The organism is Nocardia sp. NPDC050697 (assembly GCF_040654395.1).
GTDB lineage: Bacteria > Actinomycetota > Actinomycetes > Mycobacteriales > Mycobacteriaceae > Nocardia.
The window spans coordinates 222,017-235,734 of the sequence record NZ_JBFAHY010000002.1 but is presented as its reverse complement, the minus strand read 5'-3'; the positions used below and the strand labels follow the sequence as shown (position 1 = coordinate 235,734).

At 70.8% G+C, this 13,718-nt stretch carries 8 protein-coding genes; all 8 read left to right on the top strand.

Annotated features, from left to right (window positions below; translation table 11 throughout):
* The first annotated feature begins 370 nt into the window (after positions 1–370).
* The 8 genes from dnaA to AB0H71_RS08610 all read left to right on the top strand — a co-directional run bounded on the left by dnaA (position 371) and on the right by AB0H71_RS08610 (position 13,631).
* Positions 371–2,452 (top strand): chromosomal replication initiator protein DnaA, encoded by a 2,082-nt coding sequence (gene dnaA / locus AB0H71_RS08645; protein ID WP_357016768.1) that lies wholly within the window; start codon positions 371–373, stop codon positions 2,450–2,452.
* Positions 2,453–3,212: 760 nt separating this feature from the next.
* Entirely contained in the window at positions 3,213–4,388 is a 1,176-nt protein-coding gene (gene dnaN / locus AB0H71_RS08640) for a DNA polymerase III subunit beta (protein ID WP_357016765.1), read from the top strand.
* 47 nt (positions 4,389–4,435) lie between these two features.
* A complete protein-coding gene (recF, locus tag AB0H71_RS08635) occupies positions 4,436–5,620 on the top strand; it encodes a DNA replication/repair protein RecF (RefSeq protein WP_357016762.1) in 1,185 nt (394 codons plus the stop codon).
* A 288-nt stretch (positions 5,621–5,908) separates the two neighbouring features.
* A complete protein-coding gene (locus tag AB0H71_RS08630; protein WP_357016759.1) occupies positions 5,909–6,502 on the top strand; it encodes a DUF721 family protein in 594 nt (197 codons plus the stop codon).
* A gap of 97 nt (positions 6,503–6,599) precedes the next feature.
* Positions 6,600–7,496: an alpha/beta fold hydrolase gene (locus AB0H71_RS08625; RefSeq protein WP_357016756.1), complete on the top strand. Its 897-nt coding sequence runs from the start codon at positions 6,600–6,602 to the stop codon at positions 7,494–7,496.
* Positions 7,497–7,796: 300 nt separating this feature from the next.
* Positions 7,797–9,839, top strand: a complete 2,043-nt coding sequence (gene gyrB / locus AB0H71_RS08620; RefSeq protein WP_357016753.1) for a DNA topoisomerase (ATP-hydrolyzing) subunit B — start codon at positions 7,797–7,799, stop codon at positions 9,837–9,839.
* A gap of 74 nt (positions 9,840–9,913) precedes the next feature.
* Positions 9,914–12,415 (top strand): DNA gyrase subunit A, encoded by a 2,502-nt coding sequence (gene gyrA / locus AB0H71_RS08615; protein WP_357016750.1) that lies wholly within the window; start codon positions 9,914–9,916, stop codon positions 12,413–12,415.
* A 40-nt stretch (positions 12,416–12,455) separates the two neighbouring features.
* Positions 12,456–13,631 carry a DUF3566 domain-containing protein gene (locus AB0H71_RS08610; RefSeq protein ID WP_357016747.1) on the top strand — a complete coding sequence of 392 codons (1,176 nt, stop codon included), beginning with the start codon at positions 12,456–12,458 and terminating at the stop codon, positions 13,629–13,631.
* Positions 13,632–13,718: the final 87 nt, after the last annotated feature.

The following is a 13,718-nucleotide window of genomic DNA, read 5'->3' as shown; positions in this document are numbered from 1 at the left end:
ACCCCCTCCCTTCCGCGGGTCCGGCCCACCGGCTATCGTGAGTTCGTCCACATCCCCTGACGCTCGTGCCCCGCCCGCCGGACCGCAGTTGCTCATCGGTAGCCACAGAAGTGCAGGTCCAGGCCCCGCAGCGGCGCTCACCGGGGCTTTTGCCTTCATCCCCAGGGTTCTCCACATCTGTGGATAGATTGTGTGGAAAGTCCAGCCGAGTGGCATATTCGTAGAGCCGACGGTGCCACGCCGTGGCCCGAATGGGGGATTCGGGCAGCTTCGAGCCGGCTGCGGATGTATGCGGGATCACGGGTGCGCACCCGCTCGCCGCGCCTTCCGGCCGTCCGCTCCACTCGACCGATTCCGGGGAGGCAATTGCATGGACGACGAGCAGAATGTGCTGGCCACCGTCTGGCCCGAGGTGGTCGCCGAGCTCACCGCCGGTTCGCCGGACGGTGCCATCGCGGCGGTCTCCCGAGCTCAGCAGGCCTGGCTCAAGCTCGTCAAGCCGCTGACGGTGGCGCAGGGTTTCGCGCTGCTCTCGGTGCCCTCCTCGCTCGCCCAGGAGGCGATCGAGCGCGACCTGCGCGAGCCCATCCTGCGGTCGCTCGGCCGCAGGCTCGGGCCGCAGGTGGAGGGGCTCGGGGTGCGGATCGCGGCGCCCGCGCCCGGTGCCGCGGAACGCTCGGGCACCGGGGCGCGGCACGCCAGGATGACTTCGCGCCCCGAGGGTGAGCACGCCCGCACCGGTTACGGCAGGTACGAGCCGGCCGAGCCCGCCGAGCCGGCGCCGCGCGAGGAGTACCGCGGCGAGCCCGGCTACCAGGGCGGCGCCCGCTTCGCCGAGCCCGGCTACCCGGAGGAGAACGAGTACGCCGGCGACACCGCCTACCGCACCCGCCCCGGCGGCGGCTACGGCTACGCCGGCGAGCCGGAGGCGCCCGCCCGCTACCCCGGCTACGGCGACCGCGGCGGCTTCGGCAGGCAGCCCGAGGACGAGCCCGCCGAGCGCAGGCCGTTCCCCGGCGCCGACGACGCCGGGTACGAGGACGGCGGGTACGAGGACACCCCCCGCTACGCCGAACCCCGCTACCCCGAGCCGCCCCGGTTCGCCGAGAGCGACGCGCCGCGCGGGTACGACGGCGAGCGGCCGCGGCCCTACCCCGACGGCGAGCGCCGCGGCCGCGACGGCGCCGAGACCCCCTTCCGGGAGCCGGGAGCCGAGCGCAGGGACGGCGCGCGGGCGGGTCAGGACACGCTGTTCGGCGCCGACCTCCCCGGCCGCGGCTGGAGCCGGGACGACGACGAGGACGGCCCGGCCGCACCGCAGCCGGAGCCGGCCGCCGCGCCGGACGACGAGCCGGTGGTCCCGGTGCGCAATGCCTGGCCGACGTATTTCGCCAAGAGCCAGGAGAACGCGGCGCCGCCCTCCTCGGCCAGCCTGAACGCCAAGTACACCTTCGAGACCTTCGTCATCGGCGCGTCGAACCGCTTCGCGCACGCCGCGGCGGTGGCGATCGCCGAGGCGCCCGCCCGCGCCTACAACCCGCTCTTCGTCTGGGGCGCCTCCGGCCTCGGCAAGACCCACCTGCTGCACGCGGCCGGGCACTACGCGCAGCGGCTCTTCCCCGGCATGCGGGTGAAGTACGTCTCCACCGAGGAGTTCACCAACGACTTCATCAACAGCCTGCGTGACGACCGCAAGGTCGCCTTCAAGCGGCGCTACCGGGAGACCGACATCCTGCTCGTCGACGACATCCAGTTCATCGAGGGCAAGGAGGGCATCCAGGAGGAGTTCTTCCACACCTTCAATACGCTGCACAACGCGAACAAGCAGATCGTGGTCTCCTCGGACCGGCCGCCCAAGCAGCTGGCCACCCTGGAGGAGCGGCTGCGCACCCGCTTCGAGTGGGGGCTGATCACCGATGTGCAGCCGCCGGAGCTGGAGACCCGGATCGCCATCCTGCGCAAGAAGGCGCGGATGGACCGGCTCGATGTCCCGCACGACGTGCTGGAGCTGATCGCGAGCCGGGTCGAGCGCAATATCCGGGAGCTGGAGGGCGCGCTGATCCGGGTCACCGCCTTCGCTTCGCTGAACGGCCAGCCGCTGGAGATCTCGCTGGCCGAGGTGGTGCTGCGCGACCTCATGCCGGACACCACCGCGCTGGAGATCAACGCGGCGACGATCATGGCGGTCACCGCGGAGTACTTCAACACCACCATGGAGGAGCTCACCGGGCCGGGGAAGGCGCGGCCGCTCGCGCAGGCCAGGCAGATCGCCATGTACCTCTGCCGGGAGCTCACCGACCTCTCGCTGCCGAAGATCGGCCAGGCCTTCGGCCGCGACCACACCACGGTGATGTACGCGGAGAAGAAGGTGCGCAAGGAGATGACCGAGCGGCGCCGGGTGTACGACCAGGTGCAAGAACTCACAGCCCGAATCAAGCAGCGCTCGCGCTGATCCTTTACTAACACCTGTGCACTGCCCCTGACCAGGGGCAGTGCATTTTTTGTGCCTGTGGATTCCTCGAGGAATCCACAGGGATTCCTCGAGGAAACTCGGGGTTGTCCACCGATTGCTCCACAGGCTCGGCGCGGGGCCTCGGGAGCACTGTGCACAGGTGGGGAATCCACAGTTTCCACAGGCGATTTCACCCCCAGGCACTGAGCTGGGCAGATGCCGGTCAAGGCCCTGTGGATTCCTCGAGGAGTTCATGTGGACTCCTCGAGGAATCCCGAGGTAGTCCACGGATTCCTGCACAGGTGTGCACAACTGGGGTTTCATGGTGGAACAACCGGTGGATGACTCGAGGATGGATGGTGGACAACTTTCGGCCATCCACAGCCGACCCCCGTTCATCCTCGAGACACTCACCGTCCATCCCCATGGCACCACGCCGTCCCACCTGCGGAATCGCCTCGAGTCCACAGATTCCACAGGACCTACTACTGCTTCAGTTCTCTTCTAAGAGAGATCTCTTTTGAAACAGGCTGTGTGGAAAACGGTGCGACGACCTCGCGGCCGGAGCGCGACGGGGAGCAGGGAGCCGGAGGCGGGGTTCGGGCGATAGGCGTTCGACCGCGCGAGTACGGTTTGATGTCGGTCGCGTGTGCCAGACTGCGTGGGCAGCGATCGGGTCGCCCCGCCGAGCGCGCAGCCGCGGGTTCGCCGCACGCAGATCGACGGAACTGGACGCCAACGGGAGAGGACGGGTCGGGCGATGGAGCTTTCCGGCATGAAGTTTCGGGTCGCCCGCGAGGACTTCGCCGACTCCGTGGCCTGGGTGGCGCGCAGCCTGCCCTCCCGGCCGCCGGTGCCGGTGCTCGGCGGTGTGCTGCTCGTCGCCGACGAGGACGGGCTCACCGTCTCCGGCTTCGACTACGAGGTCTCCGCGCAGATGCGGGTGGCCGCCGAGGTCGCGGGGCCGGGCCGGGTACTGGTCTCGGGGCGGCTGCTCGCGGATATCACCAAGTCGCTGTCGAACAAGCCGGTCGACGTCTCGCTGGACGGCACCCGGGTGCTGATCGCCTGCGGCAGCGCCAAGTTCTCGCTGCCGACCATGCCGGTGGAGGATTATCCCCAGCTGCCCGAGGTGCCGCAGCAGACCGGTTCGGTGGGGGTGGACGTGTTCGGCGCCGCCGTCGGCCAGGTGGCCGTCGCCGCGGGCCGGGACGACACCCTGCCCATGCTCACCGGCATCCGGGTGGAGATCGAGGGCGAGAAGGTGGTCCTGGCCGCCACCGACCGCTTCCGGCTCGCCGTGCGGCACCTGGAGTGGCAGCCGGCCCGCCCGGACGTGCAGACGGCGGTGCTGATCCCCGCGCGCACGCTCTCCGAGGCCGCCAAGACGCTCGGCTCCTCCGACGTGCCGGTGCAGCTCTCGCTCGGCTCCGGTGCGGGCGCGGACGGGCTGCTCGGCATCGTGAACGGCGGCCGCCGGACCACCACCCGGCTGCTCGACGCCGAATTCCCCAAGTTCCGCCAGTTGCTCCCCAAGGAGCACACCTCGATCGCCACGCTCGGGGTCGCGCCGCTCACCGAGGCGATCAAGCGCGTCGCGCTGGTCGCCGAGCGCGGTGCCCAGGTGCGGCTGGAGTTCTCCGCGGACGGGCTGCAGCTCTCCGCCGGCGGCGACGACGCCGGGCGCGCCGAGGAGTGGCTGGACGCCGAGTTCCGCGGCGAGCCGCTGACCATCGCGTTCAACCCCGGCTACCTGGTGGACGGCCTCTCCGCGCTGCACGCCGAGCGGGTGACCTTCGGCTTCACCACGCCGAGCCGCCCCGCCGTGCTGCTGCCCGCGGCCGAGGAGGAGCCGCAGCCCGCCGAATCGGGGGCGTTCGCGGCCATCGAGAGCCCGTACACCTACCTGCTGATGCCGGTCCGGCTGCCGGGCTGAGCCGGGTGAGCGGAGCACTGCCCGCCCGGTCCCGGCGGGGGTAGCCGATGTTCGTGCGCGCGCTCTCGCTGCGCGACTTCCGCTCCTGGGAACAGCTCGATGTCGAGTTGTCCCCAGGCCGCACGGTGCTGCTGGGAGCGAACGGCAACGGCAAGACCAATGTGCTGGAGGCGGTCGGCTACCTCTCCACGCTCGCCTCGCACCGGGTCGCCGCCGACGCCCCGCTGATCCGCACCGGCGCCGAGCGCGCCCGGATCGGGGCCGCGGTGGTGAACGCGGGCCGGGAGCTGCGGATCGATCTGGAGCTGAACCAGGGCGCAGCGAACCGCGCGCAGATCAACCGCTCGCCCGCGCGCAGGCCGCGGGAGATCCTCGGCATCCTGCACACCGTGCTCTTCGCCCCGGAGGATCTCGCGCTGGTGCGCGGCGACCCGGGGGAGCGCCGCCGCTTCCTGGACGAGCTGGCCACCGCCCGGCTGCCCCGGCTCGCCGCCGTCCGCGCGGACTACGACCGGGTGCTGCGGCAGCGCTCGGCGCTGCTCAAGACGGCGGGCAGGCAGGTGCGGTCGCGCGCCGACCTGAGCACGCTCGACGTCTGGGACGGCCACCTCGCCGCGCACGCCTCGGTACTGCTCGAGCACCGGCTGCGGCTGGTGCACGACCTGGCGCCGCACCTGGCCGCCTCGTACCGGGTGCTGGCGCCGGAATCGCGCCCGGCCGCGATCGGCTACCGCAGCGGCTACCTGCCCCCCGAGCTGCTCGATCCGGCGCGCCCACCGGCGGGCACCGACCGGGAGGAGCTGGAGGCGGTGCTGCTGCGCGAGCTCGCGGCGGCCAGGACCAGGGAGCTGGAGCGCGGGGTCTGCCTGGTCGGCCCGCACCGCGACGATCTGGAGCTGCTGCTCGGCGGCGGCCCGGCCAAGGGCTTCGCCAGCCACGGCGAGTCCTGGTCGTTCGCGCTCGCGCTCCGGCTCGCCGCCTTCGAGCTGCTGCGCGGCTCCGGCGCCGAGCCGGTGCTGCTGCTCGACGACGTCTTCGCCGAACTGGACCGGCGCAGGCGCACCGCGCTCGCCGCGGTGGCGGCCGGCGCGGAGCAGGTGCTGATCACCGCCGCGGTGCCGGAGGACGTCCCCGCCGAGCTGGATGCCACGCCTTTGCGGGTGCACACCACCGGCGACCCGGACAGCCGCGTCTCCCTGCTCACCGCGGACGCCGGTGCTGCCGTAGAGTGACCGGCGCGCCGCCCCCCGGACCCCGTTCCCCGTTCTTCCCGCCCGGTACCGGGTACCTGTGGAGAAATGTGGGACAACCGTCGCGGCGGCGACCGGGAAACCGCAGCTCGAGGCGCTCCGCAAGCCTTTCGAGCAGTGGAAAAACCTATCGCGAACAGGCGTTCGACGGACAAGGTCAAGACTCGGTCACAGCGCGGTGCGCACCGGGGCCGGGCACCGCGGCACCTGTGGATAACGTGACAGAACTGGGGATAACTCCCCGGAGCGGCGGCGAAGGGAGGGCCCGCGATGACCGATCCCGATGACCCGAGCCGCCCGCCCGCACCGCCGTCACCAGCACCGACGACCGGCCCGGACGGTCAGCCGGAGCTCCGCGGAATCGACCTCGCGCGGCGTGCGCTGGAGGAGGCGCGGGCCGCCGCGCGGGCCGCGGGGAAATCGGTCGGGCAGGGGCGCGCCTCGCCGCGCCGGGCCGCCCGGCGCGGTGGCCGCAGGCGCAGCGGCTGGTCCGGCGCCAGGCCCGACGATCGCGACCCGCAGCTCTTCTCCGCCCTCACCGGCTCGCTGGTGCGCAGCCGCGGCTGGTCGGCCAAGGTCGCCGAGGGCGTGGTCTTCGGCCGCTGGGCCGGGGTGGTCGGCGAGGACGTCGCCGCGCACGCCACCCCGCTCTCGCTGCGCGAGGGGGTGCTGCACATCCAGGCCGAATCCACCGCCTGGGCCACCCAGCTGCGCATGCTGCAGAGCCAGATCCTGGCCAAGATCACCGCGGCGGTCGGCCCGGGCGTGGTGACCTCGCTGCGCATCGCCGGACCCGCCGCGCCGAGCTGGCGCAAGGGCGATCGGCACGTCAAGGGCCGCGGGCCGCGGGACACCTACGGCTGACCCGTGGCATTTACCTGATACTCAGTGTTACATTCAATCCCCGACGAGGCGGCCCGGTTTCACGTGGAACCGACCGCGCCCCGCGAAAGGATTGCCGATGGTCTTCCCCGCCGAACCCGCTCGGACCGTGCGCCGCGGCGACGTCGACCTGGCCGTCTTCGAGACCGGCAACCCCGCCGGTCCGCCCGTGCTGCTGGTGCACGGCTGGCCCGACACCCACGCGCTCTGGGAGCCGGTCGCCGCCGAGCTGGCCGCGGAGCACCGCGTCATCGCCTTCGACAACCGCGGCGCGGGCGCGAGCACGGCCCCCACCGCAGTCCCGGAGTACCGGATCGAGGAGCTCGCCGCCGACGTGCGCGCGGTGCTCGCCGCCGTCGCGCCGGGCGAGCGGGTGCACCTGGTCGGCCACGACTGGGGCGGCGTGCTCGGCTGGGAGGTGGCGGCCGCGCCGGACGCGGAGTCCGCCATCGCCTCCTTCACCTGCGTCTCCGGCCCGAACCTCGACTATCTCGGCGCCTACCTGCGCGGCCCGCGCACCGCGAGCCGGGTGGCGGGCGCGCTGCAGCAGTCGGTGGCCTCGGCCTACACCGTCGCCTTCCAGATCCCGAAGCTGCCCGATCCGGTGCTGCGGCTGCTCGCCCCGCGCTGGCCCGCCTTCCTGACCTTCTTCGACGGAATCGACGCCGCCCTGGTGACCCCGGCCCCGACCCTGGCGCGGGATATGGTGAACGGAATGCGGTTGTACCGGGCCAATATCCGGCGCAGGCTGCGCGCGCCCCGGCCGCGCCCGGTCGAGGTTCCGGTGCAGCTGGTGATCTCGACCGGCGACCGCGCGGTGCGGCCGGTGGTGCACGCCGAGGCGCCGAACTGGGTGCGCGACCTGCACACCGTCCGGCTGGCGGGCGGGCACTGGACCCCGCTCTCGCACCCCGCCGAGCTGGCCGCCGCGGCCGCGGGCTTCATCGCCGGGGCGGGCGCCGCGCGGGTGAGCTGAGCCGAGCGCTCCGCACTGGCCTCTGATCGCCCGAGGATGCCTTTCGAACCCTCCGGAGGCGGACCGGTCCCGCCGAAATCCGTTTTCTCCGCTCCTGGAAGCTCTCAGGGGTGTCGCAGGTACCGCGTATGTCGGCCCTACCAGTAGGATGGTGGAGTAACCAGCGGCGAGGCGCTCGGCTCGATCGGCACCGCCACCCGTGGATCGGCGTGATCTCTCCCCAACCGCACCGGTCGGGGGCCACGTGTGCGCGAGCCGGGCGAGAGGCCGGGATCAGCAAGTAAGGAGAGCTACCGACCAGTGGCTGCCAAGGACTCCAACGCATCGGGCTCGACAACGGGCAAGCAGGACTACGGTGCCTCCTCCATCACGGTGCTCGAAGGGCTGGAGGCGGTCCGCAAGCGCCCTGGCATGTACATCGGCTCCACCGGTGAGCGCGGTCTGCACCACCTCATCTGGGAGGTCGTCGACAACTCGGTCGACGAGGCGATGGCCGGCCATGCCACCAGGGTCGATGTCACGCTGCTCGCCGACGGCGGCGTCGAGGTGGTCGACGACGGCCGCGGTATCCCCACCGACATGCACGCGCAGGGCATCCCCACCATCGAGGTGGTCATGACCCAGCTGCACGCCGGCGGCAAGTTCGACGGCGAGTCCTACGCCGTCTCCGGCGGCCTGCACGGCGTCGGCATCTCGGTGGTGAACGCGCTCTCCACCCGGCTGCAGGCCGAGATCGACTACCGTGGCTACCACTGGGTCCAGGAGTACAAGGACGCCAAGCCGGGCAAGCTGGTCCAGGGCGACCCGACCGACCGCACCGGCACCGTCATCCGCTTCTGGGCGGACCCGAACATCTTCGAGACCACCGTCTACAACTTCGAGACGGTGGCGCGCAGGCTGCAGGAGATGGCGTTCCTGAACAAGGGGCTCACCATCACCCTCACCGACCAGCGGGTGACCGCGGAGCAGGTGACCGCGGACGAGGCGGGCGATACCGCCGAGGCGCCGAAGCAGGCCGAGGAGGCGGCGGCCGAGGAGACCGAGCACAAGGTCAAGACCAGGACCTACCACTACCCCGGTGGCCTGGAGGACTTCGTCCGGCACATCAACCGCACCAAGCAGCCGATCCACAACTCCGTCGTCGGCTTCACCGGCAAGGGCACCGGGCACGAGCTCGAGGTCGCCATGCAGTGGAACTCCGGCTACTCGGAGTCGGTGCACACCTTCGCGAACACCATCAACACGCACGAGGGCGGCACCCACGAGGAGGGCTTCCGCGCGGCGCTGACCACGGTGGTGAACCGGTACGCCAAGGACAAGAAGCTGCTCAAGGAGAAGGACGGCAACCTCACCGGCGACGACATCCGCGAGGGGCTCGCCGCCATCGTGAGCGTCAAGGTCGGCGAGCCGCAGTTCGAGGGGCAGACCAAGACCAAGCTGGGCAACACCGAGGTCAAGTCGTTCGTGCAGAAGACCTGCAACGAGCACCTGCAGCACTGGTTCGAGGCCAACCCCGCGGACGCCAAGACCATCGTGCAGAAGGCGGTCTCCTCGGCGCAGGCGCGGGTCGCCGCGCGCAAGGCGCGCGAGCTGGTGCGCCGCAAGTCCGCCACCGACCTGGGCGGGCTGCCGGGCAAGCTGGCCGACTGCCGCTCCAAGGACCCGCACAAGTCCGAGATCTACATCGTGGAGGGCGACTCCGCGGGCGGCTCGGCCAAGTCCGGCCGGGACTCGATGTACCAGGCGATCCTGCCCATCCGCGGCAAGATCATCAATGTCGAGAAGGCGCGCATCGACCGGGTCCTCAAGAACAACGAGGTGCAGTCGATCATCACCGCGTTCGGCACCGGCATCCACGACGAGTTCGATATCGCCAAGCTGCGGTACCACAAGATCGTGCTGATGGCCGACGCCGACGTGGACGGCCAGCACATCTCCACCCTGCTGCTCACGCTGCTCTTCCGCTTCATGCGGCCGCTGGTCGAGCACGGCCACGTCTACCTGGCCCAGCCGCCGCTGTACAAGCTCAAGTGGCAGCGCGGCGAGCCGGAGTTCGCCTACTCCGACCGGGAGCGCGACGGGCTGATGGAGGCCGGGCTCGCGGCGGGCAAGAAGATCAACAAGGACGATGGCATCCAGCGCTACAAGGGTCTCGGCGAGATGAACCCGAAGGAGCTGTGGGAGACCACCATGGATCCCAGCGTCCGGGTGCTGCGCCAGGTGACCCTGGACGACGCGGCCGCCGCCGACGAGCTGTTCAGCGTGCTGATGGGCGAGGACGTCGAGGCCCGCCGCAGCTTCATCACCCGCAACGCCAAGGACGTCCGCTTCCTCGACGTGTGAGCCGGTGACGCGCCGCCGCCCAGCGGCGGCGCTCCCGCGTTCCCGCACGTCAGCCCACCAAGGAGACTTCCCGCATGACCGACACCACGCTGCCACCGAACGGCGCGGGCGACCGGATCGAACCGGTCGACATCCAGCAGGAGATGCAGAACAGCTACATCGATTACGCCATGAGCGTGATCGTCGGCCGCGCGCTGCCCGAGGTGCGCGACGGCCTCAAGCCGGTGCACCGCCGGATCCTCTACGCGATGTACGACAACGGCCACCGCCCGGACCGCGGCTACGTGAAGTCCGCCCGCCCGGTCTCCGAGACCATGGGCAACTACCACCCGCACGGCGACTCGGCCATCTACGACACCCTGGTCCGGATGGCCCAGCCCTGGTCCATGCGGTACCCGCTCGTGGACGGCCAGGGCAACTTCGGCTCGCGCGGCAACGACGGCGCCGCCGCCATGCGGTACACCGAGTGCAGGCTGACGCCGCTGGCCATGGAGATGCTGCGCGAGATCGACCACGAGACGGTCGATTTCGTGCCGAACTACGACGGCAAGACCCAGGAGCCGGTGGTCCTGCCGAGCCGCGTGCCGAACATGCTGATGAACGGCAGCAACGGCATCGCGGTCGGCATGGCGACGAACATCCCGCCGCACAACCTGACCGAGCTGGCCGCCGCCATCTACTGGGCGCTGGAGAACCACGACGCCGACGAGGAAGCCACCCTCGCCGCCTGCATGGAGCGGATCAAGGGCCCCGACTTCCCGACCGCCGGGCTGATCGTCGGCACCCAGGGCATCCACGACGCCTACACCACGGGCCGCGGCTCGATCCGGATGCGCGGCGTGGTGGAGATCGAGGAGGACAACCGCGGCCGCACCACGATCGTCATCACCGAGCTGCCGTACCAGGTCAACACCGACAACTTCATCAACGCGATCGCCGAGCAGGTCAAGGACGGCAAGATCGCGGGCATCTCGGATATCCACGACGAGTCGTCGGACCGGGTCGGGCTGCGGATCGTGGTCACCGTCAAGCGCGACGCCGTCGCCAAGGTGGTGCTGAACAACCTCTACAAGCACACCCAGCTGCAGACCAGCTTCGGCGCCAACATGCTCTCGATCGTCGGGGGCGTGCCGCGCACGCTGCGCCTGGACCAGATGATCCGGTTCTACGTGAACCACCAGCTCGAGGTCATCATCCGGCGCACCAAGTACCTGCTGCGCAAGGCCGAGGAGCGGGCGCACATCCTGCGCGGCCTGGTCAAGGCGCTGGACGCGCTGGACGAGGTGATCGCGCTGATCCGCCGGTCGGCCAATACCGACACCGCGCGCACCGGGCTGATGCAGCTGCTCGACATCGACGAGATCCAGTCCACCGCCATCCTGGACATGCAGCTGCGCCGGCTCTCGGCGCTGGAGCGGCAGAAGATCGTCGACGACCTGGCCAAGATCGAGCTGGAGATCGCCGACTACAAGGACATCCTCGCCAAGCCGGAGCGGCAGCGCGCGATCGTCCGGGACGAGCTCACCGAGATCGTCGAGCGGTACGGCGACGACCGGCGCACCCAGATCGTCTCGGCCGACGGCGACGTGGCCGACGAGGACCTGATCGCCCGCGAGGACGTGGTCGTCACCATCACCGAGACCGGCTACGCCAAGCGGACCAGGACCGACCTCTACCGCAGCCAGAAGCGCGGGGGCAAGGGCGTGCAGGGCGCCGGGCTCAAGCAGGACGACATCGTCAAGCACTTCTTCGTGACCTCGACGCACGACTGGCTGCTCTTCTTCACCAACAAGGGCCGGGTGTACCGGGCCAAGGCGTACGAGCTGCCGGAGGCCAACCGCACCGCCCGCGGCCAGCACGTGGCCAACCTGCTCGCCTTCCAGCCGGACGAGAAGATCGCCCAGATCATCCAGATCACGACCTACGGCGACGCGCCGTACCTGGTGCTCGCCACGAAGAACGGCCTGGTCAAGAAGTCGCGGCTGGCCGATTTCGACTCCAACCGGAGCGGCGGCATCGTCGCGGTGAACCTGCGCGATACCGACGAGCTGGTCGGCGCGGTGCTCTGCTCCGCCGAGGAGGACCTGCTGCTGGTCTCGGCGCAGGGGCAGTCGATCCGCTTCTCCGCCACCGACGAGGCGCTGCGCCCGATGGGCCGGGCCACCTCCGGCGTGCAGGGCATGCGATTCAACGCCTCCGACGAGCTGCTCTCGCTGAACGTGGTGCGCGCGGGCACCTACCTTCTGGTGGCGACCTCGGGCGGCTACGCCAAGCGCACCGCCATCGAGGAGTACACCGCACAGGGCCGCGGCGGTAAGGGGGTACTGACCATCCAGTTCGACGCCAGGCGTGGGACGCTTGTCGGGGCACTCATCGTCGACGACGACGACGAGCTCTACGCGATCACCTCCGGCGGGGGCGTCATCCGGACGGCGGCTCGGCAGGTCCGCAGGGCGGGCAGGCAGACCAAGGGCGTGCGATTGATGAACCTCGGCGAGGGCGATACCTTGCTTGCAATCGCACGCAATGCCGACGAGCCCGATCAGGTCGAAGACCCCGGTTCCTCCCAGCAGTAGTCCTCACAGCGGCGGCACAGAACGGACCCAAGGAATCCCATTGACCACTCCGAATCAGCCGAACGACGAGCGCCATCAGACGAACGGCGTGACCGAGCGGATCGCACCGTCACCCATTCCGCCGCGCCCGATCCCGCGTCCGGGAGGCGAGAACGGAACGGATGCACCGGGCAATGGTCAGGGACAGGCGCCGTCCGCGCCGGCTCCGGGGCAGGGTCCGCAGGGCAAGGGGCCGCAGGGCGCGCCCGGCCAGCTGCCGCAGCGGCAGCCGGGCAGCTCGAATCCGGCTGCCGCACAGGGGCAGCCGGGCCGGCCGCAGGGCAACGGGGAGCGCGCGCCCGAGGCTCCGAAGACCGGTGACCAGGAGACCGTCCGGCTCGGCGGGAACGCGCAGGGCCAGGACAGCGGCCCCGGCACCGGCGGGCAGCAGGCGTTCAAGGACGGCGGCTGGGGGCAGCTGCCGCAGCGCGAAGCGCAGTCCAACCTGCCGCAGCGCGAGCCGCAGTCCAACCTGTACCGCCCCGGGCAGGCGCCGGTCACCGGCCGCCCGTCCGGGTCGGGCGGGCTCGGCGGCGGCGTCACCAACGCCCGCACCACCGCCGACCTCGCCGCCAAGGCCGCCCGCAAGGAAGCGGCCATGACCAAATCGGTCGGTATCGACGGCCCCACCCGCAGCATCTCGCGGCCGGAGCTGGTCAAGGACATGCCGGATCTCTCCGACATCCGGCACCCGCTGCCCCCGCAGCAGCACCAGCAGCAGCCCGACCAGGCGCTGCCGTACTACACCCCCGGCCAGCAGCAGCCGCCGGTCTCGCCCTCCGCGCCGGTCGCCGTCGCGGCGGCGGTGCAGGCGGGCGAGCCGCTGCGCGCCACCGTGCAGATCCGCCGGATCGACCCCTGGTCGACCCTGAAGATCACGCTGGTCATCAGCGTCGCCATGTTCTTCGTGTGGATGCTGGCCGTCGGCCTGCTCTACATCGTGCTGGAGGGCATGGGCGTCTGGGAGCGGCTGGACACCACGCTGGGCGACATGGTCTCCCAGGAGGGCGGCTCGGCCAGCCTGATCGACGCGGGCACGGTCTTCGGCTACGCCGGCGTCATCGGGCTGGTGAACGTGGTGCTCTTCACCGCGCTCGGCACCGTCGGGGTCTTCATCTACAACCAGTGCTGCGATCTCGTCGGCGGCATCCAGGTGACGCTCGCCGACCCGGACTAGACCACTCCGGCTGGTAGCGCCGACACCGGCGCTACCAGCCGTTTTGGTTCCGGGTCGGGGTGTTGTGTACTCTCGACACGTTCGATC

Coding starts and splice junctions, on each gene's coding strand:
- dnaA (WP_357016768.1), top strand. CDS start 371: ATGGACGACGAGCAGAATGTGCTGGCCACCGTCTGGCCCGAGGTGGTC.
- dnaN (WP_357016765.1), top strand. CDS start 3,213: ATGGAGCTTTCCGGCATGAAGTTTCGGGTCGCCCGCGAGGACTTCGCC.
- recF (WP_357016762.1), top strand. CDS start 4,436: ATGTTCGTGCGCGCGCTCTCGCTGCGCGACTTCCGCTCCTGGGAACAG.
- AB0H71_RS08630 (WP_357016759.1), top strand. CDS start 5,909: ATGACCGATCCCGATGACCCGAGCCGCCCGCCCGCACCGCCGTCACCA.
- AB0H71_RS08625 (WP_357016756.1), top strand. CDS start 6,600: ATGGTCTTCCCCGCCGAACCCGCTCGGACCGTGCGCCGCGGCGACGTC.
- gyrA (WP_357016750.1), top strand. CDS start 9,914: ATGACCGACACCACGCTGCCACCGAACGGCGCGGGCGACCGGATCGAA.